17 protein-coding genes and 3 pseudogenes are annotated in these 20,812 nt (G+C 71.5%); 14 read left to right on the forward strand and 6 right to left on the reverse strand.

The window, feature by feature from the left end:
* Nucleotides 1-69: 69 nt before the first annotated feature.
* Nucleotides 70-1,563: an aminopeptidase P family protein gene (locus tag QFZ74_RS15330; RefSeq protein WP_307621363.1), complete on the forward strand. Its 1,494-nt coding sequence runs from the start codon at nt 70-72 to the stop codon at nt 1,561-1,563.
* 57 nt (nt 1,564-1,620) lie between these two features.
* Here the strand turns inward: QFZ74_RS15330 and QFZ74_RS15335 are convergent, their stop codons facing one another.
* Nucleotides 1,621-2,067: an ATP-binding protein gene (locus QFZ74_RS15335; RefSeq protein ID WP_307621364.1), complete on the reverse strand. Its 447-nt coding sequence runs from the start codon at nt 2,065-2,067 to the stop codon at nt 1,621-1,623.
* A gap of 226 nt (nt 2,068-2,293) precedes the next feature.
* On the opposite strand from QFZ74_RS15335, the gene QFZ74_RS15340 reads away from it, so the two are divergent.
* From QFZ74_RS15340 to QFZ74_RS15380, 9 genes are all read left to right on the forward strand, one after another.
* Nucleotides 2,294-3,229: a hypothetical protein gene (locus QFZ74_RS15340; RefSeq protein WP_307621365.1), complete on the forward strand. Its 936-nt coding sequence runs from the start codon at nt 2,294-2,296 to the stop codon at nt 3,227-3,229.
* 145 nt (nt 3,230-3,374) lie between these two features.
* On the forward strand, nt 3,375-4,118 hold the full coding sequence (locus QFZ74_RS15345; protein WP_307621366.1) for a YcnI family protein: 744 nt from the start codon (nt 3,375-3,377) through the stop codon (nt 4,116-4,118).
* 82 nt (nt 4,119-4,200) lie between these two features.
* Nucleotides 4,201-4,854 (forward strand): SCO family protein, encoded by a 654-nt coding sequence (locus QFZ74_RS15350; protein WP_307621367.1) that lies wholly within the window; start codon nt 4,201-4,203, stop codon nt 4,852-4,854.
* Nucleotides 4,851-5,303, forward strand: coding sequence for a copper chaperone PCu(A)C (locus tag QFZ74_RS15355; RefSeq protein WP_307621368.1), 453 nt, complete (start codon nt 4,851-4,853; stop codon nt 5,301-5,303). The genes QFZ74_RS15350 and QFZ74_RS15355 overlap by 4 nt, the downstream gene beginning before the upstream one ends.
* A gap of 13 nt (nt 5,304-5,316) precedes the next feature.
* The gene (locus QFZ74_RS15360; RefSeq protein ID WP_307621369.1) at nt 5,317-7,305 is read left to right on the forward strand and encodes a copper resistance CopC/CopD family protein; all 1,989 of its coding nucleotides are present in this window, start codon (nt 5,317-5,319) and stop codon (nt 7,303-7,305) included.
* 8 nt (nt 7,306-7,313) lie between these two features.
* Nucleotides 7,314-8,606, forward strand: coding sequence for an iron uptake transporter deferrochelatase/peroxidase subunit (gene efeB, locus QFZ74_RS15365; protein WP_307621370.1), 1,293 nt, complete (start codon nt 7,314-7,316; stop codon nt 8,604-8,606).
* A 90-nt stretch (nt 8,607-8,696) separates the two neighbouring features.
* Nucleotides 8,697-9,629 carry a prephenate dehydratase gene (gene pheA / locus QFZ74_RS15370; RefSeq protein WP_307621371.1) on the forward strand — a complete coding sequence of 311 codons (933 nt, stop codon included), beginning with the start codon at nt 8,697-8,699 and terminating at the stop codon, nt 9,627-9,629.
* 526 nt (nt 9,630-10,155) lie between these two features.
* Nucleotides 10,156-11,433 carry a serine--tRNA ligase gene (serS, locus tag QFZ74_RS15375; RefSeq protein ID WP_307621372.1) on the forward strand — a complete coding sequence of 426 codons (1,278 nt, stop codon included), beginning with the start codon at nt 10,156-10,158 and terminating at the stop codon, nt 11,431-11,433.
* Nucleotides 11,430-12,242 (forward strand): HAD family hydrolase, encoded by an 813-nt coding sequence (locus tag QFZ74_RS15380; RefSeq protein WP_307621373.1) that lies wholly within the window; start codon nt 11,430-11,432, stop codon nt 12,240-12,242. The genes serS and QFZ74_RS15380 overlap by 4 nt, the downstream gene beginning before the upstream one ends.
* Before the next feature lie 228 nt (nt 12,243-12,470).
* Here the strand turns inward: QFZ74_RS15380 and QFZ74_RS15385 are convergent, their stop codons facing one another.
* Genes QFZ74_RS15385 through QFZ74_RS15400 form a run of 4 tightly spaced genes read right to left on the reverse strand, consistent with a single transcriptional unit; the run spans nt 12,471 to nt 16,032 of the window.
* A complete protein-coding gene (locus QFZ74_RS15385) occupies nt 12,471-13,190 on the reverse strand; it encodes an ABC transporter permease subunit (RefSeq protein ID WP_307621374.1) in 720 nt (239 codons plus the stop codon).
* A 10-nt stretch (nt 13,191-13,200) separates the two neighbouring features.
* Nucleotides 13,201-14,112, reverse strand: coding sequence for an ABC transporter ATP-binding protein (locus QFZ74_RS15390; RefSeq protein WP_307621375.1), 912 nt, complete (start codon nt 14,110-14,112; stop codon nt 13,201-13,203).
* Complete coding sequence (locus tag QFZ74_RS15395) at nt 14,109-15,026, reverse strand: ABC transporter permease (protein WP_307624165.1); 918 nt, start codon at nt 15,024-15,026, stop codon at nt 14,109-14,111. The genes QFZ74_RS15390 and QFZ74_RS15395 overlap by 4 nt, the downstream gene beginning before the upstream one ends.
* Before the next feature lie 16 nt (nt 15,027-15,042).
* Nucleotides 15,043-16,032: an ABC transporter ATP-binding protein gene (locus QFZ74_RS15400; RefSeq protein ID WP_307624166.1), complete on the reverse strand. Its 990-nt coding sequence runs from the start codon at nt 16,030-16,032 to the stop codon at nt 15,043-15,045.
* Between the two features lie 386 nt (nt 16,033-16,418).
* Between QFZ74_RS15400 and QFZ74_RS30435 the strand changes: the two are divergent.
* From QFZ74_RS30435 to QFZ74_RS15410, 3 pseudogenes are all read left to right on the forward strand, one after another.
* Nucleotides 16,419-16,814 (forward strand): annotated as a pseudogene (locus tag QFZ74_RS30435) (alpha/beta fold hydrolase); the annotation flags it as partial.
* A pseudogene (locus QFZ74_RS15405) lies at nt 16,705-18,051 on the forward strand (SDR family oxidoreductase); the annotation flags it as partial. The pseudogenes QFZ74_RS30435 and QFZ74_RS15405, both read left to right, overlap by 110 nt.
* Before the next feature lie 186 nt (nt 18,052-18,237).
* Nucleotides 18,238-18,752, forward strand: a pseudogene (locus QFZ74_RS15410) (RNA 2'-phosphotransferase).
* Nucleotides 18,753-18,783: 31 nt separating this feature from the next.
* Here the strand turns inward: QFZ74_RS15410 and QFZ74_RS15415 are convergent.
* The gene (locus QFZ74_RS15415) at nt 18,784-19,695 is read right to left on the reverse strand and encodes an LLM class flavin-dependent oxidoreductase (protein ID WP_307621376.1); all 912 of its coding nucleotides are present in this window, start codon (nt 19,693-19,695) and stop codon (nt 18,784-18,786) included.
* A gap of 131 nt (nt 19,696-19,826) precedes the next feature.
* Between QFZ74_RS15415 and QFZ74_RS15420 the strand changes: the two genes are divergently transcribed.
* On the forward strand, nt 19,827-20,753 hold the full coding sequence (locus tag QFZ74_RS15420; RefSeq protein WP_307621377.1) for a Cof-type HAD-IIB family hydrolase: 927 nt from the start codon (nt 19,827-19,829) through the stop codon (nt 20,751-20,753).
* Nucleotides 20,754-20,812: the final 59 nt, after the last annotated feature.

Consider the following 20,812-nt stretch of genomic DNA (forward strand, 5'->3'; position numbering starts at 1 on the left):
AGCCCACGGCGGCCCCATTTCGGCACGAACGTACGATGGACCCGATCCAGTGGTGCAGTGTCGAGGAGGATGACCGTGGCCGACGAGCTCAACCCGGCGGTATCAGATGGTGCTGCTGACGCGGCGGGCCCGGAAACCGAGTCCGAAGAGCCGATCAAGCAGCGCAAGAACGGCCTGTACCCGGGCGTGTCCGACGAGCTCGCCGAGAACATGAAGTCCGGCTGGGCCGACACGGAGCTGCGTGACCTCGAACCCGTCGAGCAGGCCGAGCACACCGCGCGCCGCCGCGCCGCGCTGTCCGCCCGCTTCCCGGGCGAGCGCCTCGTCGTTCCCGCGGGCCACCTCAAGACCCGCTCGAACGACACCGAGTACAACTTCCGCGCCGCGACCGAGTACGCGTACCTCACCGGTAACCAGAGCGAGGACGGCGTCCTCGTCCTGGAGCCCGTCGCCGGCGGCCACGAGGCCACGCTGTACCTCCTGCCCCGCTCCGACCGTGAGAACGGCGAGTTCTGGCTGTCCGGCCAGGGCGAGCTGTGGGTCGGCCGCCGCCACTCCCTCGCCGAGTCCGAGGCGCTGTACGGCATCCCGGCCGCCGACGTGCGCGAGCTGGCGGAGAAGCTGCGCGAGGCCGCCGGCCCGGTGCGCGTCGTGCGCGGTCACGACGCCGGCATCGAGGCCGCTCTGACCGACAAGGTCACCGCCGAGCGCGACGAGGAGCTGCGCGTCTCCCTCTCCGAGCTGCGCCTGGTCAAGGACGCGTTCGAGGTCGGCGAGCTGCAGAAGGCCGTCGACTCGACGGTCCGCGGCTTCGAGGACGTCGTCAAGGTCCTCGACAAGGCCGAGGCCACCTCCGAGCGCTACATCGAGGGCACCTTCTTCCTCCGCGCGCGCGTGGAGGGCAACGACATCGGCTACGGCTCCATCTGCGCGTCGGGCCCGCACGCCTGCACGCTGCACTGGGTGCGCAACGACGGCCCGGTCCGCTCCGGCGACCTGCTCCTGCTGGACGCGGGCGTGGAGACGCACAGCCTCTACACCGCCGACGTCACGCGCACGCTGCCGGTCAACGGCACGTTCAGCGAGGTCCAGAAGAAGATCTACGACGCCGTGTACGAGGCCCAGGAGGCCGGCATCGCGGCCGTGAAGCCCGGCGGCAAGTTCCGCGACTTCCACGACGCCGCCCAGCGCGTGCTCGCCGAGAAGCTCGTCGAGTGGGGCCTGGTCGAGGGCCCGGTCGAGCGGGTCCTGGAGCTCGGCCTCCAGCGCCGCTGGACGCTGCACGGCACCGGCCACATGCTCGGCATGGACGTCCACGACTGCGCGGTCGCCCGCACGGAGACGTACGTGGACGGCACGCTGGAGCCGGGCATGTGCCTGACCGTCGAGCCCGGGCTGTACTTCCAGGCCGACGATCTGACCGTCCCCGAGGAGTACCGCGGCATCGGCGTCCGCATCGAGGACGACATCCTGGTCACCGAGGACGGCAACCGGAACCTGTCGGCGGCCCTGCCGCGCCGCTCCGACGAGGTCGAGGCGTGGATGGCCTCGCTGAAGGGCTGACATCGGCGAATCGGCGAGGGGCCGGGCGGCGGGAAGCCGCCCGGCCCCTTCGCATGGCTACACCGCCACGAGCGGCGCGTCCGCGCGCCACTTGAGAACCTTGTCGAAGCTCACCACCGTGCCGGCCCTGCCCGGTTCACCGCCGATGTGGACGTGGTCCGCGAGCTCCCGGATCAGGCACAGCCCCCGGCCGCTCTCGGCGTCCGCGCGCGCGGGGCGCAGGCCCCGCTCCGGCACGAACCCGGGCCCAGAGTCGATCACTTCGATGCGGCACATCTCGCCGTCGAGGTAGGCGGTGACGTGATACGCCTCCGCGAAGTCGCCGCGCGTGGTGTCCCCGCCGTGCTCGACGGCGTTGGCGCATGCCTCGCTGAGGGCGACGGAGAGGTCGTACGAGACGTCGGGGTCCACCCCCGCGGTCTCCATCGTTCCCAGCAGCAGCCGTCTGGCGAGGGGAACGCTCGCGGCTTCGCGGCGCAGATGGAGTGACCACCAGATGCTCATGCTCCAGCCTCCTGGCCGCGGCTCGACATACCGTTACGTATTGCCACCCGGCTCGGGATGTAAGCACACTCTTGACGTGACACCGCCCATATGGTGGATGTGTCCGGGCCGGATTCGGTGTATGGGGGCGGAGGATGCGGGCCGGGACCGGCGGAATCCGGCGCATGGGTCACTTTCGGACCTGCCGCACCGCGCGCGGGTGCCCGGTGCGATGATGAGCCCCGCCATGTCTGTCCCCCAGCCGCGCACGGTGCGCTCCGGAGGCGAACTCCGGGTTCTGCGGGCCGCGGTGTTCGCCGCGGTCTGCGTCGTGCTGGCCGCCGCCGGGCACACACTGGCCTCCTGCACCGCCGTTCCGCTGTGGACGCTGGGCGCCGGCTTCCTGGGCTCCCTCCTGGTCGTGGCGCCGCTCGCCGGGCGGGCACGCTCGCTGCCGGGCATCGCGGCGCTCCTCGCCGTCGGCCAGACCGTGCTGCACACACTGTTCGGGCTGGGCCAGCACGGAGCGGCCGTCTGGTCGGCGGGCGCCTCGGGCGCGATGTCGATGGGGCCCATGGGCCCGATGGGAACCTCGGCCGCACAGTCCCTGGGAACCCTGAAGTCCGCCGAAGTCACGGGGACTTCAGCGGGATCCATGAACGGGATGAGCGACGCCCTGCTCGTCGAGCGGGCCGCACGGCTCGTCTGCGGCGGCACGACGCCGATCACGCCGGGCCACGCCTACCGGATGCTCTCCGACGCCCGTCTCCTCGACGATCCGGGCGGGAACCTGGGCGTGACGAGCGGCGCCCTGCACCACGCGGGCGGCGCGACCGGCGCCCCGGCGGCCCTGCTGGCGTCGCTGCTGCCGTCCCTGCCGATGCTCCTCGCCCACGCCCTGGCCGCCGTCGCCGTCGGCTGGGTGCTGCGCCGCGGGGATCTGGCGGTGCTGCGCCTGATCGAGCTGTCGGCGCACGAGGTGGCCGAGGGGACGCTCGTACGGGCCCTGCGCGCGGCGTGCGCGATGGTGCGCGCCCTGTACGCCGGGCTGCGGCCCGAGCCGGAACCGGGCCCGCGTGAGCGCCGTACGTCACGGGACGACGTACCGGCCCCACGCACCCTCGCACTCCAGCACACGGTGATCCGACGCGGCCCGCCGTCCGCCCTCGCCGTCGCCGCCTGACGCGACCGCCGCTCCCCCGTGACCGGGACGGAGAGAGGCCGCCGTCGTGCGGCACGCGCGCGCGTGCACTCCTGGTGCCCGCATCCCGCGCGCCTCTTCGTCACCTTCGTCAACGGAACTCACTCGGAGTGGAGTGCTCCCTGCCATGAAGCCTTCTCGTATCGCCGCCGCCGCTGCCGTCGCGGGCTCGGCCGTCCTCGCCCTGTCCGCCCCCGCCTTCGCGCACGTCTCCGTGCAGCCCGAGGGCACGGCCGCCAAGGGCGGCTACGCGGTCATCGACTTCAAGGTCCCCAACGAGCGCGACAACGCCTCGACCACCAAGCTCGAGGTCAACCTGCCCACCGACCACCCGCTGGCCTCGGTGATGCCGCAGCCCGTCCCCGGCTGGAAGGTCAAGGTCACCAAGTCCAAGCTGGACAAGCCGCTGGAGATGGAGGGCGAGAAGATCACCGAGGCCGTCACCAAGGTCACCTGGACCGCCGACGGCAAGGGCGTCGAGCCCGGCTCCTTCCAGAAGTTCCCACTGTCCGTCGGCACGCTGCCCGAGGACACCGACAAGCTCGTCTTCAAGGCGCTGCAGACCTACTCCGACAAGGAGGTCGTGCGCTGGATCGAGGTGCCGCGGGACGGCCAGGAGGAGCCCGAGAACCCGGCCCCGACGCTGGAGCTGTCCGCGGCGGACGCGGACTCCCACGGCGCGGCGGGCGCCGAGGCCGCCTCCGGCGAGGAGAAGGGAACCGAGCCGCCCGCGCGCGCGGACGCCGCCGGCTCCTCCGGCTCCTCCGCGAGTGACACCACCGCGCGCGTGCTCGGCGTGGTGGGCATCGTCGTCGGTCTGGCGGGCCTCGCCTTCGGCGTGGTGGCCGGCCGACGGCGGTCCAACGCCTGACACCCCTCCGCTCACTGACACGCGCCGGGGCCGTGGCCCGCGGCCCCGGCGCGTGCCGCCCTTCACCTCTGGGATTTTCCTGATGCGCAACAAGACGTTCGCCGCGGCCGTGCTGCTCGCCGGCGCCGCCCTGACGCTGTCCGCCTGCGGCAGCGGCGACAACGGCAAGCCGCCCGTCTCCGTGGTCTCCGACGAGTCCGGCCAGGACAAGGCCGCGACCGTCCTCGACCAGCCCTTCGAGAAGCCGGACCTGGTCCTCACGGACACGCACGGCAAGAAGTACGAACTCCGCGAGAAGACCAAGGGCCACCCGACGCTGATCTACTTCGGCTACACGCACTGCCCCGACATCTGCCCGACGACGATGAGCAACATCGCCGTCGCCCTGAAGTCCCTGCCCAAGGCCGAGCAGGACCGGATGCGGGTCGTGTTCGTCACCACCGACCCCGGCCGCGACACCCCGGCCGAACTCGGCAAGTGGCTCAAGGGCATAGACCCCCGGTTCACCGGCCTCACCGGCGACTTCGCCACCATCCAGGCGGGTGCCCGCTCCCTCGGCATCTCCATCGAGCCGGCGAAGAAGGACACGAAGGGCGTGGTCAACTCCGTCCACGGCACCCAGGTCATCGCCTTCTCGCCGAAGACCGACGGCGGATACGTCCTCTACGGCGAGGACGCCACGGTCGACGACTACACCCAGGGCCTGCCGAAGATCGCCAAGGGTGCGAACCCGTGAGGCGGCTCGTCCTGCCCGCCGTGCTCCTCGCGGGCACCGTCGCCCTCACGGGCTGCGACGGCGGCGGGGACTCCGCGGCGCACGTGTCCGTCGGCTCCTCCTACATGCCCCAGCCGGTCTCGGACGAGATGGCCGCCGGTTTCCTCACCGTCGTCAACCGGGGCGGCACCGCCGACCAGCTGACCTCGGTGACCAGCGACGCGGCGAGCGACGTCACCATGCACAGCACCGCCGGCGGAGCCATGGAGGCGAAGAGCTCCTTCGCCGTCCCCGCGCACGGCCGGCTCGTGTTCCGCAGCGGCGGCAACCACCTGATGTTCGACGGCCTGAAGCGCAAGCCGAAGCAGGGCGACACCGTCACCGTGAAGCTGACGTTCGCCAGGTCCGGGACCCTCACCGTCGAGATGCCGGTGAAGTCCGCCACGTACCGACCGCCGACCGGGCACTGAGGGAGGGACCGCCGTGACACCGACCATCGCACCCCGCCTGCGGACCCTGGTTCTGCTGTTCCTCGCCGTCACCGGCGCGCTCCTCGCGGGCGCCGGGCCGGCGTCCGCGCACGCCGCGCTGACCGGCAGCGACCCCGCACAGGGCGTGGTGGTCGACCAGGCTCCCACCCAGGTGTCGCTCACCTTCTCCGAGAAGGTGGCGACGGGCGACGACTCGCTGCACGTCCTCGACCCCGAGGGCAAGCGCGTCGAGACCGGCCCGGCGTCCGACGTGAGCGGGACGACGTACGCCGTGCGGCTGCGCGGCGGGCTGGCCGACGGGACGTACACCGTCACCTACCAGGTCGTCTCGGCGGACAGCCATCCCGTCTCGGGCGCCTACACCTTCTCGGTCGGGGCGCCCTCGAAGACCAGCGTCGCGCTCTCCGGACGGACGGCGGACGACAGCGCGGTGGGCCGGCTCTACGGGTTCGGCCGGTACGTGTCGTACGCCGGGTTCATCGTGCTGGCCGGCGGCGCCGCCTTCGTCCTCGCCTGCTGGCAGCGCGGCTCGGGCGTACGGGCCGTGCAGCGGTTCGTCGTCGGCGGCTGGCTCACGCTCACCGCGGCCACGCTCGGGCTCCTGCTGCTGCGCGGCGCCTACACCACCTCCGGAAAGCTCGGCGACGTCCTCGACCTGGCCCTGCTCGGGCAGGTGCTCCAGACCAAGACGGGCGCCGCGCTGGTGTCCCGGCTGCTGCTGCTCGCCGCGGCCGCGCTGTTCATCGCCGTCCTCTTCGGGGCGTACGCCCACCGCGTGACCGGTGACGGGACCGACGCCGACGGCACGGACGCCGAGGACGCGGAGAGCGCGGAGAGCGCGGAGAGCGCGGACGTGGAGCGGCGGGACCTGACGTTCGGGCTCGGGATCGGCGGGGTCGTGATCGCCGTCGGGCTCGCGGCGAGCTGGGCGATGGCCGAGCACGCCTCCACCGGACTCCAGCCGGGCATCGCGATGCCGGTCGACGTCGTGCACCTGCTGGCGGTCGCCGCCTGGCTCGGCGGTCTGGCCAGCCTCCTCGTGGCCCTGTACCGGGCGCCCGCGACGGCCCCGGTCGAGGCCGCGGCCGTACGCCGTTTCTCGCGCGTCGCCTTCGGCTCCGTCCTCGCGCTGGTCGCCACCGGCACCTACCAGTCCTGGCGCCAGCTCGGCTCCTGGCCGGCGTTCACCGCGACCCGCTACGGCCAGCTGCTCCTCGTCAAGATCGGGCTCGTCCTGCTGCTGGTCGGCATCGCGTGGATCTCGCGGCGCTGGACTGCCCGTCTCGGGGACACGGCGGCCTCCGAGGACACCGAGACGGAGGCGGAGGAGCCCGAGAAGGCGAGCGTGGCGCGGGTGACGTCACCGGCTACGGCCGGGGAACCCAGTGCCGCGGCCGACTCCGCGCGGGCCCGGCAGCTGGCCCGGCAGCGGGCCGCCGTGGACACCGCCCGGCAGAAGCGGCTCCGGGACGCCGACCCGCACCGGTTCGGCCTGCGCCGCTCGGTGCTCGCGGAGGCCGGGGTCGCCGTCGTCCTGCTCGCCGTCACGACCGTGCTGACACAGACCGAGCCGGGGCGCACCGAGCAGGCGGCCCGGGCCGCCACGTCCGCGTCGTCCTCCGCGGCGTCCGGCGAGTCCGGGGCACTGACCCTGGACATGCCCTTCGACACGGGCGGCAGGAACGGAAAGGGCGTCGTACGGCTCGATCTCGATCCCGCGCGCGTGGGCGGCAACTCGCTGCACGTCTACGTCCAGCGGCCCGACGGCCGGGCGTACGACATTCCCGAGGTGAAGCTCGCCTTCACCCTCACCGCCAAGAAGATCGGCCCGCTCTCCGTGGCCCCCGACCACATCACCACCGGACACTGGGCGGCGAACGACGTGCAGATCCCCATGGCCGGCGACTGGAAGGTCGCCGTGACCGTGCGGACCTCCGACATCGACCAGGTGACCGTCTCCAAGAACGCGCAGATCGGCTGAATCGCACCATGGGTGACCAGTCCACGGCGGCAACCGCCGCCGAGAAGACCGAAGGGGCCGTCTCCGGGAACGGCGGCGCCGAATCGGGCCTGTCCCGCCGGACGCTGCTCGGCACCGCCGGGGCCACCGGCCTCGCGCTCGGCGCGGCGGGCGGGGCCGTGGGCTACGCCGCCGCGCCCGCCCAGGCCACGCCGCTCACCTCCGTGGGCAGCGGCCGGGCGATGTTTCACGGGAAACATCAGCCCGGCATCACCGAGGGCCTCCAGGCCCACGGCCATCTCGTCGCCTTCGACCTGAGGGCCGGCGCGGGCCGCAGGGAGGCCGCCGCGCTGCTGCGCCGCTGGTCGGCGACGGCCGAGCGGCTGATGGCGGGCGAGCCGGCCGCGCACGACGACACGGACGTGACCCGGGGCTCCGGCCCCTCCTCGCTCACGGTCACCTTCGGCTTCGGACACAGCTTCTTCTCCCGTACCGGGCTGGAGAAACAGCGGCCGGCCGCCCTCGATCCGCTGCCCGCCTTCTCCTCCGACCATCTGGACAAGGCGCGCAGCAACGGCGACCTGTGGGTGCAGATCGGCGCCGACGACGCCTTCGTCGCCTTCCACGCCCTGCGCGCCGTCCAGAAGGACGCGGGCAGCGCCGCCCGCGTCCGCTGGCAGATGAACGGTTTCAACCGCTCGCCGGGTGCCACCGCCCGCCCGATGACGGCCCGCAACCTGATGGGCCAGATCGACGGCACCCGCAACCCCCAGCCGGCCGACTCCGACTTCGACCGGCGGATCTTCGTCCCACCGTCCGGTTCGAACGACCCCGCCTGGATGGCGAACGGCTCCTACGCCGTCGTACGCCGGATCCGCATGCTCCTCGACGACTGGGAGAAGCTGTCGGTCCCGGCCCAGGAGCGCGTCATCGGGCGCCGCAAGTCCGACGGGGCGCCGCTGTCCGGGGGCACCGAGACGACCGCGATGGACCTGGAGAAGGCGAACGCCCGGGGCGAGTACGTCGTCCCGCTCAACGCGCACGCCCGGATCAGCCGCCCCGACCAGAACGGGGGCGCGGCGATGCTCCGGCGCCCGTTCTCCTTCCATGACGGCTTCGACGCGGACGGGGTGCCCGACGCGGGGCTGCTCTTCGTCTGCTGGCAGGCCGACCCGCTGCGCGGCTTCGTGCCCGTGCAGCGCAAGCTCGACCGGGGCGACGCGCTGTCGGCGTTCCTCCGGCACGAGTCGAGCGGCCTGTTCGCGGTGCCGGGCGGCGCCGGGCGGGGCGAGTACGTGGGGCAGCGGCTGCTGGAGGGCTGAGGGCGGGCCCGCTCCGGTCGCGGTCACCCCCAGGAGGGGCTCTCATGAGACAGCCGAGCCACCCTTCGTCAGGGCAACTAGGGTGAGGTCATGCCAGCGAGCTATGCGTATCTGGGTCCCGAGGGCACCTTCACGGAGGTCGCCCTGCGCACGCTTCCGGAGGCCGCGACCCGGGAGCTGATCCCGTACGTGTCGGTGCAGTCCGCCCTGGACGCGGTGCGCGCCGGTGAGGCCGAGGCCGCGTTCGTGCCGATCGAGAACTCGGTCGAGGGCGGCATCACCGCGACCCTCGACGAACTCGTCGCGGGATCGCCGCTGATGATCTACCGCGAGGTGCTGCTGTCGATCACCTTCGCGCTGCTGGTCCGGCCCGGCACCAAGCTGTCCGACGTCAAGACGGTCACCGCCCACCCGGCCGCCCAGCCGCAGGTCCGCAACTGGCTGAAGGCCAACCTCCCGGACGCCCTCTGGGAGTCGGCCGCCTCGAACGCGGACGGTGCCCGCCTGGTCCAGGAGGGCCGGTACGACGCGGCCTTCGCGGGTGAGTTCGCGGCCGCCCGCTACGGGCTCGTGCCGCTGGAGACCGGCATCCACGACGCGGAGAACGCGCAGACCCGGTTCGTGCTGGTGGGCCGGCCCGCCCGGCCCGCGGCCCCGACCGGCGCCGACAAGACCTCCGTCGTGCTGTGGCAGCGCGACGACCATCCCGGTGCGCTGCGCGATCTGCTCGGCGAGTTCGCCAGCCGCGGCATCAACCTGATGCTGCTCCAGTCCCGGCCCACCGGCGCCGGTATCGGCAACTACTGCTTCTGCGTCGACGCCGAGGGCCACATCTCCGACCGGCGGATGTCCGAGACCCTGATGGGGCTGAAGCGGCTCTGCCTTCAGGTGCGGTTCCTGGGCTCGTACCCGCGCGCGGACGTCGGTCCGGAGGGCGTGCGGCCCACGCTGCCAGGCACCTCGGACGAGGAGTTCGCGGCGGCCGCGGACTGGGTGGCGCGCTGCCAGGACGGCCGGTTCTAGTTCCTACCTGCATATTTTCGTTATCCACAGGCGTTATCCACAGGGTGGCTTCTCGACCTGGGGACAAGTCGATAACGAAGCGCCACCTAGTCGACAAATCGCCCCACAGCCCTCAAGTGCACCTCCGACCTCGCACGTCACCCTTCGTCCACCCTTTTCCTTTGATCAATCCTTTGAGGGGAGACTCTTCCACTCGAAAGTGGGGATAAACGCGGTTTGCGCCGAGAATCCTCAGCCCGGACCCCGGCCCACGGAGTGATCAATTCCGACGTCCACAGATCTTGCTCACAGCCTGTGGATAACTCTCCCCGACTGTGGATTCCTGTGGACAAGTGATCTTCAAGTCCCCTATTCCACAAGGGACTCGAGTCAACCCCGAGGTCGGTGCGTGCCCCGACCTGGGGGCGCGACACTTTTTATTGACACGGCAGGCCATTCCCGCGACAACGGAACGTAAGCCGCGTTCCGGAACCGCGACGGAATAGTGATTCGTGGGCCGGAACCCGGCACCGGTAGCCTTGGGCCCGTGATTGACCTTCGCCTGCTCCGTGAGGACCCCGACCGTGTGCGCGCGTCCCAGCGCGCCCGTGGAGAGGACGTCGCGCTCGTCGACGCTCTCCTGTCCGCCGACGAACGGCGCAGGTCGTCCGGCGTCCGCTTCGACGAGCTGCGCGCCGAGCAGAAGTCGCTCGGCAAGCTCATCCCCAAGGCCTCCGCGGACGAGAAGGCCGAACTGCTCAAGCGCGCCGAGCAGCTCAAGGCCGATGTGAAGGCCGCCGACGCCGAGCGCGACGCGGCCGACACCGAAACCCAGGAACTGCTCCTGCGGCTCGGCAACCTCGTCTACCCCGACGTGCCCGTCGGCGGCGAGGAGGACTTCGTCACGCTGGAGACGCACGGCACGATCCGCGACTTCGGCGCCGAGGGCTTCGAGCCCAAGGACCACCTGGAGCTCGGCCAGATCCTCGGCGCGATCGACGTCGAGCGCGGCGCCAAGGTCTCCGGCTCCCGCTTCTACTTCCTCACCGGCGTCGGCGCCCTGCTGGAGCTCGCCCTGGTGAACGCGGCGATGGCGCAGGCCACGGCCGCCGGCTTCACGCCGATGCTGACCCCCGCGCTGGTCCGCCCGCAGTCCATGGCCGGCACCGGCTTCCTCGGCCAGGCGGCCCAGGACGTCTACCACCTCGACAAGGACGACCTCTACCTGGTCGGCACGTCCGAGGTGCCGCTCGCGGCGTACCACATGGACGAGATCATCGACGCCGACAAGCTGCCGCTGCGCTACGCGGGCTTCTCGCCCTGCTTCCGCCGCGAGGCCGGCTCGCACGGCAAGGACACGCGCGGCATCTTCCGTGTCCACCAGTTCGACAAGGTCGAGATGTTCTCCTACGTCTCCCCCGGCGACTCGGAGGCGGAGCACCGGCGCCTGCTGGAGTGGGAGAAGGAGTGGCTGACCTCGCTGGAGCTGCCGTTCCGCGTCATCGACGTCGCCACCGGTGACCTCGGCGCCTCGGCCGCCCGCAAGTTCGACTGCGAGGCGTGGATCCCGACCCAGGGCAAGTACCGCGAGCTGACCTCGACCTCGGACTGCACCGAGTTCCAGTCCCGCCGCCTGTCGATCCGCGTCCGCGACGGCAAGCAGGTCAAGCCGCTGGCCACGCTCAACGGCACCCTGTGCGCCGTACCGCGCACGATCGTGGCGCTGCTGGAGAACCACCAGCTGCCCGACGGCTCCGTGTACGTCCCCAAGGTGCTGCGCCCCTACCTGGGCGGCCGGGAGGTCCTGGAGCCGGTGACCAAGTGACCGAGGCCGACGGCTTCCCCTACAAGATCATCGCGACCGACCTCGACGGAACGCTCCTGCGCTCCGACGGGTCGGTCTCCGAGCGCACCCGTGACGCGCTCGCGGCGGCCGCCGAGGCGGGCGCCGCGCACATCGTCGTCACCGGCCGCGCCGTCCCCTACACCCGGCACATCCTCGACGCCCTCGGCTATCAGGGCCTCGCCGTGTGCGCCCAGGGCGCCCAGGTGTACGACGCCGGGCAGCACCGCCTGCTGACGGCCGTGACCCTGGACCGGCAGCTCGCGGGCGTGGCCCTGGCGAAGATCGAGGCGGAGGTCGGCCCGCTGCACCTGGCGGCGAGCCGGGCGGGGCTGGACGGCGACGTGCTGGTCGGACCGGGCTACGCGCCCGTCGGCCACCTCCCGGCGACCCCGTTCACCGACGCGTCCGATCTGTGGGCCGCGCCGCTGAACAAGATCTACATCCAGCATCCGACGCTGTCGGACGACGAGTTGACCGAGGTCGCCCGCACGGTCGCCGGTGGCTTCGTCACGGTGGCGATGGCCGGCGCGGGGATCGTGGAGCTGCTGCCGCTGGGTCTGTCCAAGGCGACGGGACTGTCGCTGGCGGCCCGTCGGCTCGGCCTGAAGGGCACCCCGTCGATCGCCTTCGGCGACATGCCCAACGACATCCCGATGTTCGGCTGGGCGACGTACGGCGTGGCGATGGCGGACGCCCACGAGGAACTCAAGGCGGTGGCCGACGAGGTGACGTCCTCCCACGAGGAGGACGGGATCGCGGTGGTGCTGGAGCGGTTGCTGAACCGCTGAGTCCCTGGGACCTGCTGCCCCGCCGCCGCTCCGGCGCGCTGCGGGAGCCCTGCCGCTCTGACACGGCCCAGCCCCGTACTCGGCCGGTCAGAGCGGCAGGAGCGGGAGGACGGCCCACGCGAGAGCGACATCGCGTGCTCGAAGCGGCCGCCCCTGACCACTGTGCCGGGACGCCGCCCTCGGCGCCAACGAATTACCCGGCCGGGCCGTCCTCCGCTCCGGCGGCGCCTACTCCTCGCCCGCCAGCGTCAGCGAGCGCAGCTTCTGGCCCGCGAACCAGGTGGCCAGCACGGTGACCACGACCAGCAGCACCGTCGCCGTCGGCAGTCCGACGTCCGACGTCACCAGGTCCCCGCCGGCCACCTTGTGGGCCACGGCCAGCGACCACTGCTGGACGCTCAGCGTGCGCGCGCCCGGCACCAGGGAACCGAACAGGGCCTCCCAGACCAGGGCGTAGACGAGCCCGAGGACCACCGCGTGCCGGGACACCGTGCCCAGCAGCAGGAAGAGCGCCGCGTACGCGATCGACGCGACGAGCGCGGCCACCGTGTAGGCGACGGCGATCTGCTGACCGTTGCCGTTCAGGATCAGGCCCGCGAGCAGGGTCGGCACCGCCGAGAACACCATGGTCACCGCGATCGCCACGATCAGCTTGGTGAAGATGATCGTCGGCCGCTTCAGCGGCTTGGACAGCAGATACACCACCGAGCCGTCGTCGATCTCCGGGCCGATCGCGCCGGTGCCCGCGATGACACCGATGATCGGCACCATGGTGGCGAGCGCCAGCCCGCCCAGGATGTCCGCCGCCGTCTGGTCGTCGGCGCCGGTCAGGGCGCGTACCGCCACGGAGATCACGATCAGCAGCAGCGGGAGCGCGCCGAGGATGAGGGCGCGGCGTCGGCCGAGCAGGGCCCGGTAGGTGAGCCGGGCGACTGTGGGGTCGTACATCTTCGGCCTCCTACGCCGCGACGAGATACGAGAAGACTGACTCGAGGGACTCGTCGGACGGCGAGACCGTGAGCAGCCGGATGCCGTGGTCGCGGGCGACCCTCGGCAGCAGGGCGGTGAAGCGGCCGAAGTCGACGGCCTGGACGCGCAGGGCGCCCTCCGCGTGGTCGACCTCGATGCCGGACGTCGACGGGTCGGCGATCAGCGCCGCCGCGAGCGCGCGGTCGTCGCTGGAGCGGACCACGTAGCGGTGCGGCCGGTCGGTCATCAGCCGGCGGATCTTTCGGAAGTCGCCGCTGGCCGCGTGCCGGCCCGCCACGACGACCTCGATGTGCCGGGCGAGCTGCTCGACCTCCTCCAGGATGTGCGACGAGAACAGCACCGTGCGGCCCTCGTCGCCCATCCGCCTCAGCAGGTCCATGAGTTGCATGCGCTGGCGCGGGTCCATGCCGTTGAACGGCTCGTCGAGCAGCAGCAGGGACGGGTCGTGGACGAGCGCGCTCGCCATCTTCACGCGCTGGCGCATGCCCTTGGAGTACGTGGCGATCTTCCGGTCCTGCGCGTACTCCATCTCCACCGTGGCCAGGGCGCGTTGGGCCGCCTTGCCGCCGAGGCCGTGCAACTCGGCGTTGGCGAGGACGAATTCGCGGCCGGTGAGGAAGTCGTACATCGCCTCGCGCTCGGGGACGATGCCGATGTGCCGGTAGATGTCCTCGTTGCGCCACACCGGCTTGCCGTCGAGGGTGACCGTGCCGGTGGAGGGGGCGAGGAAGCCGCCCATCATGTTGATGAGGGTGGACTTCCCGGCGCCGTTGGGGCCGAGCAGGCCGGTGACGCCGGGGCCGATCGTCATGGTGATGTCGTTGACCGCCACCACGTTGCCGAACCAGCGGGAGACGTGGTCGAGGGAGAGAGTGGTCACAGCCCCACCTTCTTGTAGCGGCGGATCAGAAGGCCGTAGCAGGCGGCGATCAGGCCGAGGAGGACGAGGACGTAGACCACGCCCTGCGCGTGCGAGGGGCCCACGCCGCCGGGGGCGGCGGAGGTCGCGCCGAGGAAGGCGCTCTGGAGACCGTCGATCAGCGTGATCGGCGAGAACAGGCCGATCCACGGGATCGCGCCGGTGCTGCCCTGGGCGTCGGAGATGGCCTGGAGCGTGGAGACCGCGCCGTAGGAGATGGTCAACACCGCGATCACGGCGGCGATGCCGAAGCCGCGGCGCGGGGTGACGGCCGCGATGACCAGGCCGATGCCGGCGAACAGCAGCGAGAGCAGGGCCACGGAGACCAGTCCCTCGGCGAATCCCTCGGTCTGGTGCGCGAAGTCGAGCTTGGCCAGCAGCGCGCCCACGTAGAGCACGACCAGGGGGACGGCGGTCAGGATGAACAGCGCCGAGGCCAGCGCGGCGTACTTGGCGCGCACGTAGTCGGCGATCTCGATGGGCCGCGAGAAGTACAGCGGGATGGTCCGAAAGCGCAGGTCGCGCGAGACGGACTGGGGCGCCTGCGAGGCGACGTACAGGCTGATGACGGCCTGCATCATGATCGCGTAGCGCGTGTAGTCGACGGGTAGTTCCTTCGCCTTGGTGGCGACGGCCACGGCCACCATGATGGCCGCGGGCACGCACATCACGGCGAACAGCAGCATCGGCAGCACCTTGGACTTCACCGAGCGGCCGAGGCCGTAGGCGCCGCGCAGGGACTGCGAGTACAGGGAGCGGGTGGCGTAGGAGCGGCCGAGGCGCGGGCCGTCGTAGCCGCGGTAGCCGATGTTGTGGATCCGGCTCTGGTCACCCGCCGACGCTGCCGTCGTCTGCGCGGGCTGCGTGCGCTGCATGGGCTGCATGGGCTGCTCAACCGGCATGGCGGACCGCCTCCTTTCCCTGCTCGCTCTGTTCACGTTCCCCTTGCCCGTCGTCGCTCCGGAAGACCTCCGAGATGTGGTGCCGGCGCTGTTCCATGCGCACCAGGCCGAGGCCGAGGTCGGCGACCACGTCTCGGACGAGGTCGTACGTCTCCTCGCCGGAGGCGGTGAGCAGCAGGACGTGTCCGGCACCGGGCAGCCCGCTGCCGTCGTCGTGCGTGTCCACCCCGCGCGCGTGGAGCGCGTCACGGACCGCGCGGGTGCCGTCGGGGTGCTCGTCGCTGTCGGTGACCTCGATCGCGAGGGTGGTCGTGGTCTGCGTGAAGTCGGTGGTGGAGCTGGAGCGCAGCAGCTTGCCGCCGTCGATGACGACGACGTGGTCGCAGGTGCGCTCCAGCTCGCCCAGCAGATGGGAGGTGACCAGGACCGAGATGCCGAAGTCGGTGTGGATGCGGCGGATCAGGCCGAGCATGTCGTCGCGGCCGACCGGGTCGAGGCCGTTGGTGGGCTCGTCCAGGAAGACCAGCTGCGGGTCGTGGACGAGCGCCTGGGCCAGCTTCACGCGCTGCTTCATGCCGGTCGAGTAGCCGCCGATGGGGCGGTAGCGCTCCTCGTACAGGCCCACATGGCGCAGGGTGTCCGCGGTGCGCTCACGCGCGGCGGTCGGCGGCAGGCCGGACATGCGGGCCATGTGCACGACGAACTCGGTGGCCGAGACGTCAGGCGGCAGGCAGTCGTGCTCCGGCATGTAGCCGACCCGCTCCCGGATGGCGGCGCCCTCGGTGGCGACATCGAGGCCGAGGACGCGTGCGCCGCCCTCGGTGGCGGGGGACAGACCCAGCAGGATCTTGATCAGTGTGGACTTGCCGGCCCCGTTGGCGCCGACGAGCCCGGTCACACCGGGTCCGACGTCCACGGAGAGCCGGTCAAGCGCGGTCACCCGGGGGAACCGCTTGCTCAGGCTTTCGGTCGCGATCACAGTCACGCCCTCGACGGTAGTGACCCGGGCCGGGTGAGTCATCAGACCGAAGAGCCGTCTTGGCATCAGCCTCCAGTCGTACGGGCCCTGAGGGTTCCCCCGCGTTTTCCACATCCGTACGGCCGTCCACAGGCTCCCGCACGCCTATTGACGCTGCCTCTAACAACTGTCAGATTCGCCTGTGCCGGGTTACCCGATGAGAGCGCCTTCTGGCTGGACGACGATCTGCCGCACGTGCGGCGCTGGGCGGAGGACAAGTGACGACGCTGAAGGGCGCGCGGGAGCGCCGGGTCCACACGGGCGGGGTCGAGCTGTGCGTGGCGGAGCTGGGCGACCCCGCGCGACCGACCGTCGTGCTCGTGCACGGCTATCCGGACAGCAAGGAGGTGTGGTCCGAGGTCGCGGTCCGCCTCGCCGAGCACTTCCACGTGGTCCTGTACGACGTCCGGGGCCACGGCCGTTCCACGGCGCCGGAGCCGCTGCGGGGCGGTTTCACGCTGGCCAAGCTGACGGACGACTTCCTGGCCGTGGCGGACGCGGTCAGCCCGGACCGGCCGGTGCACCTGGTGGGGCACGACTGGGGCTCGGTGCAGTCGTGGGAGTTCGCCGACGGTCGAGCGCACCAAGGGCCGGATCGCCTCGTTCACCTCCATGTCCGGCCCGTCCCTCGACCACTTCGGGCACTGGATCAACGCCCGTATGAAGCGGCCCACTCCGCGCCGGGTGGCCCAACTCCTCGGCCAGGGGGCCAAGTCCTGGTACGTCTACGCCCTTCACACCCCGGTGCTGCCCGAACTGGCCTGGCGCGGCCCGCTCGGCAAGCGCTGGCCGGGGATCCTCCGTCGGATGGAGAAGGTGCCCGGCGGTGACTATCCGACCTCGTCGCTGCCCGAGGACGCGGCACACGGCGCCTGGCTGTACCGGGACAACGTCCGGCCCCGGCTGCTCAGGCCGCGCCCGGACGCGTACGCCCATGTGCCGGTGCAGCTCATCACGCCGCTCGAGGACGCCTTCCTCTCCGAGAAGCTGTACGACGAACTGGAGCAGTGGGCACCGCGGTTGACCCGGCGCACGCTGCCGGCCAAGCACTGGATCCCCCGCACGCGGCCGGACCAACTGAGCGCATGGATCACGGAGTTCGTCACCGACATCGAGAGCGGGCACCCCGAGCGGACGAAGGCCTCTGGCCGGTACGCGGACCGCTTCAACGGACAGCTCGTGCTCGTCACCGGTGCGGGAAGCGGCATCGGACGGGCCACGGCGTTCGCGTTCGCGGAGGCGGGGGCACGCGTGGTGGCCGTCGACCGGGACGCGAAGTCGGCCGCCCGCACGGCTGAACTGGCTGCTCTCCTGGGGGCGTCGGAAGCCTGGGCGGAGAGCGTCGACGTCTCCGACGAACAGGCGATGGAGAAGCTCGCCGAGAAGGTCGCCGCCGAGTACGGCGTGGTCGACGTGCTCGTGAACAACGCCGGCATCGGCCTGTCCGGCTCCTTCTTCGCGACGTCGCCGGAGGACTGGCGCAAGGTCCTGGACGTCAACTTGTGGGGGGTGCTGCACGGTTGCCGCCTCTTCGGGCGGCAGATGACCGAGCGCGGCCAGGGCGGCCACATCGTCAACGTCGCCTCGGCGGCCGCGTTCCAGCCCTCTCGGGAGCTGTCGGCGTACAGCACGTCCAAGGCCGCGGTCCTGATGCTGAGCGAGTGCCTGCGCGCCGAACTCGCCGACCAGGCCATCGGGGTGACCGCGGTCTGCCCCGGCTTCGTCAACACCAACATCACCTCGACGGCCCGCTTCACCGGCGTGGACGGCGAGGAGGAACGGCGCCGCCAGAAGCGCACGGCCCGTCTGTACGGTCTACGCAACTACCCGCCGGAGAAGGTGGCTCAGGCGATCCTGCGCGCGGTGACGCGGAACGAGGCCGTGACGCCGGTGACGCCGGAGGCCCGTGGCGCGCACCTCATGTCACGTTTCATGCCTCGGGTGTTGAGAAGGGTCGCGCGGATGAAGCTGAAGGTGTGAAACGGGCGGATCGCCGAACATGAGTCGTGGACTGGTCACTTGGGTGACCTGTCTCCAACCATCCTGATTCTTAGTGATCTTGACGAAGTGACCTTAATCGCCGGGAAGTTGTCCACAGATTCGTCAATTCCTCTGTGGATAAAGTCCGTTGGTTGTGGATCAAACCTACGGACGAAAAAGAGCTGCGTGATCCGCGTCTCTCCCGGCGAAGACCGCTCGCGACGCCTGCGTCATCAGCCCGAGCACATCAGGCCCGTTCTCGACAAGGGGGGCTGGGTCGAGATCAGCGCGCTGATCGCCGCGGAGGCCGGACACGGGTTCCGGTTCACCCGCGAGGAGCGCGACCATGTGGTGGCCGCGGCGACAAGCAGCGGTTCGCGATCGAGGGGACGCGGATCCGGGCCAGCCAGGGCCACAGCGCCGAGGGCGACCTGGGCTGCCCCGGCCACCCCACCGACGTACTTCTGCCACGGGACGGTCTCGCGCAGGGACTGCGCCCCATGAGCCGGCACGACGTGCACCTCTCGGCCGGACCCGAGGACCGCGCCCCCGGTCGGCTCCCGCCGCGGCCGCCCCGTTGTGCTCGCGGTCGACGCCGCCGCCATGCACCGCGACGGCCACGTCTTCCGCGTCAGCGCGAACGGCGTGTGGCTCACCCGGCCGTACCGCCCCGGTACCTGCGGTCTCCCGGGCCGCGCTGAGGCGACCTGAGAGCAGGTCCGGGGGGTGCCGTCAGCCGAGCTGGGCGAGGGCCTCCGTGGCGATGCGCTCGAAGACGTCCTGGTCCGCGGCGAAGTCCGAGTCCGGGATCGGCCAGTGGATGACGATCTCGTCGAACCCGATCTCCCGGTGCCGGCCGGCGAAGTCCACGAAGGCGTCGAGCGACTCCAGCGGGCGGCTCCGGTCCGGCGTGAAACCGGTGAGCAGGATCTTGTGCAGGGCATCGGTGTCCCGTCCCGCCTCGGCTCCCGCCTTGCGGAGCTTCTCGACCTGGTCGCGCAGGGCCTGGCGGGACTGCTCGGGCGTGCCCGACTCGTACAGCCTGGGATCGCCGGTGGTCACCCACGCCTGCCCGTGCTGCACGGCGAGCCGCATCCCGCGCGGGCCGGTGGCGGCCACGGCCAGCGGCAGCCGGGGGCGCTGCACACAGCCGGGGATGTTGCGCGCCTCGTGCGCCGAGTAGAACTCACCGGAGTACGAGACCCCGTCCGGGCCGTCCTCGGTCAGCAGCCGGTCGAGCAGCGTGACGAACTCGGCGAAACGGTCGGCCCGCTCGCGCGGGGTCCACGGCTCCTGGCCGAGCGCGGTGGCGTCGAAGCCCGTGCCGCCCGCCCCGATGCCGAGCGTGACCCGGCCGCCGGAGACGTCGTCCAGGGAGATCAGCTCCTTGGCGAGGGTCACGGGGTGCCGGAAGTTGGGCGACGTGACGAGCGTGCCCAGCCGCAGCCGCTCGGTGACCCCCGCGGCGGCCGTCAGCGTCGGGATGGCACCGAACCACGGGCCGTCCCGGAACGAACGCCAGGAGAGGTGGTCGTAGGTGTACCCGGCATGGAACCCGAGCTCCTCCGCGCGCTGCCATGCCGCACGGCCCCCCTCGTGCCAGCGGCGGTACGGGAGGATCACGGTGCTCAGGCGCAGACTCATGCCCCAGAGCCTACGGCGACCCCGATGATCGGTTCACCGGGCCACCGCACAGCAACGCGCACCTCGCCGCCGGGCGGCTCGGAGTCATCTGCGTCTCATCTGTGCGGACTCACGCACGCCCGTGCGGGCATATGCGTGAGAATGACGCGGTGACCTCAGCGACCCGACAGCCCGAGACCCCGGCCTCCACTCAGCTCTCGACCTCGCTCCACCAGGGAAACGCCTCCGCCCTCCGGCCGCGGCTGATCGCCACCGACCTCGACGGCACGCTGCTGCGCGACGACAAGTCGGTCTCCCCGCGCACGGTCGCCGCGCTGGCCGCCGCCGAGGCAGCCGGCATCGAGGTCTTCTTCGTCACCGGCCGCCCCGCCCGCTGGATGGACGTCGTCAGCGACCATGTCCACGGTCACGGCCTGGCGATCTGCGGCAACGGAGCCGCGGTGGTCGATCTGCACGGCGGCCCCGGCAACCACCGGTTCGTGAAGGTGCGCGAGCTGGCCCGGGAGAACGCCCTCGACGCCGTGCGGCTGCTGCGCGAGGCCGTGCCGGGCACGATGTACGCGGTCGAGCAGACCTACGGCTTCCACCAGGAGCCGGCGTATCCCAAGCTGCACATGGAGCTCCCGGACAAGCTCCTGCCCGCGGAGGAGCTGCTGGCCGCCGACGGCCCCAGCGCCGACCAGCCGGTCCTGAAGATCCTGGCCTACCACCTGGAACTCGATCCCGACCTCTTCCTCGCCCGCGCCCGCCTCGCCATCGGCGACCGTGCCAATGTCACCCGCTCCAGCCCCAGCGCGCTGCTGGAGATCAGCGGTCCCGGCGTCTCCAAGGCCAGCACGCTCGCCCTGTGCTGTGCGGAGCACGGCATCTCGCGCGAGGAGGTCGTCGCCTTCGGGGACATGCCCAACGATGTCGAGATGCTGACGTGGGCGGGCCGGTCGTACGCGATGGGCAACGCGCACCCGGACGTGATCGCGGCCGCATCGGGCCGTACGGTCGCCAACAACGAGGACGGCGTGGCGGTCGTCATCGAGCAACTGCTGGCGGAGCGGGCGTAACAGGCACCCGATCGGCAGGTTTCACGTGAAACACGCCCTTTGGTTCAGGGTGGGGCGTT

Source organism: Streptomyces sp. V3I7 (assembly GCF_030817495.1).
Classification (GTDB): domain Bacteria; phylum Actinomycetota; class Actinomycetes; order Streptomycetales; family Streptomycetaceae; genus Streptomyces.

Bases quoted from the DNA above. Each gene is read 5' to 3' on its own strand.
- QFZ74_RS15330 (WP_307621363.1), top strand. From the start codon at position 70: ATGACCGTGGCCGACGAGCTCAACCCGGCGGTATCAGATGGTGCTGCT.
- QFZ74_RS15335 (WP_307621364.1), bottom strand. From the start codon at position 2,067: ATGAGCATCTGGTGGTCACTCCATCTGCGCCGCGAAGCCGCGAGCGTT.
- QFZ74_RS15340 (WP_307621365.1), top strand. From the start codon at position 2,294: ATGTCTGTCCCCCAGCCGCGCACGGTGCGCTCCGGAGGCGAACTCCGG.
- QFZ74_RS15345 (WP_307621366.1), top strand. From the start codon at position 3,375: ATGAAGCCTTCTCGTATCGCCGCCGCCGCTGCCGTCGCGGGCTCGGCC.
- QFZ74_RS15350 (WP_307621367.1), top strand. From the start codon at position 4,201: ATGCGCAACAAGACGTTCGCCGCGGCCGTGCTGCTCGCCGGCGCCGCC.
- efeB (WP_307621370.1), top strand. From the start codon at position 7,314: ATGGGTGACCAGTCCACGGCGGCAACCGCCGCCGAGAAGACCGAAGGG.
- pheA (WP_307621371.1), top strand. From the start codon at position 8,697: ATGCCAGCGAGCTATGCGTATCTGGGTCCCGAGGGCACCTTCACGGAG.
- QFZ74_RS15385 (WP_307621374.1), bottom strand. From the start codon at position 13,190: ATGTACGACCCCACAGTCGCCCGGCTCACCTACCGGGCCCTGCTCGGC.
- QFZ74_RS15395 (WP_307624165.1), bottom strand. From the start codon at position 15,026: ATGCAGCGCACGCAGCCCGCGCAGACGACGGCAGCGTCGGCGGGTGAC.
- QFZ74_RS15415 (WP_307621376.1), bottom strand. From the start codon at position 19,695: ATGAGTCTGCGCCTGAGCACCGTGATCCTCCCGTACCGCCGCTGGCAC.
- QFZ74_RS15420 (WP_307621377.1), top strand. From the start codon at position 19,827: ATGCGTGAGAATGACGCGGTGACCTCAGCGACCCGACAGCCCGAGACC.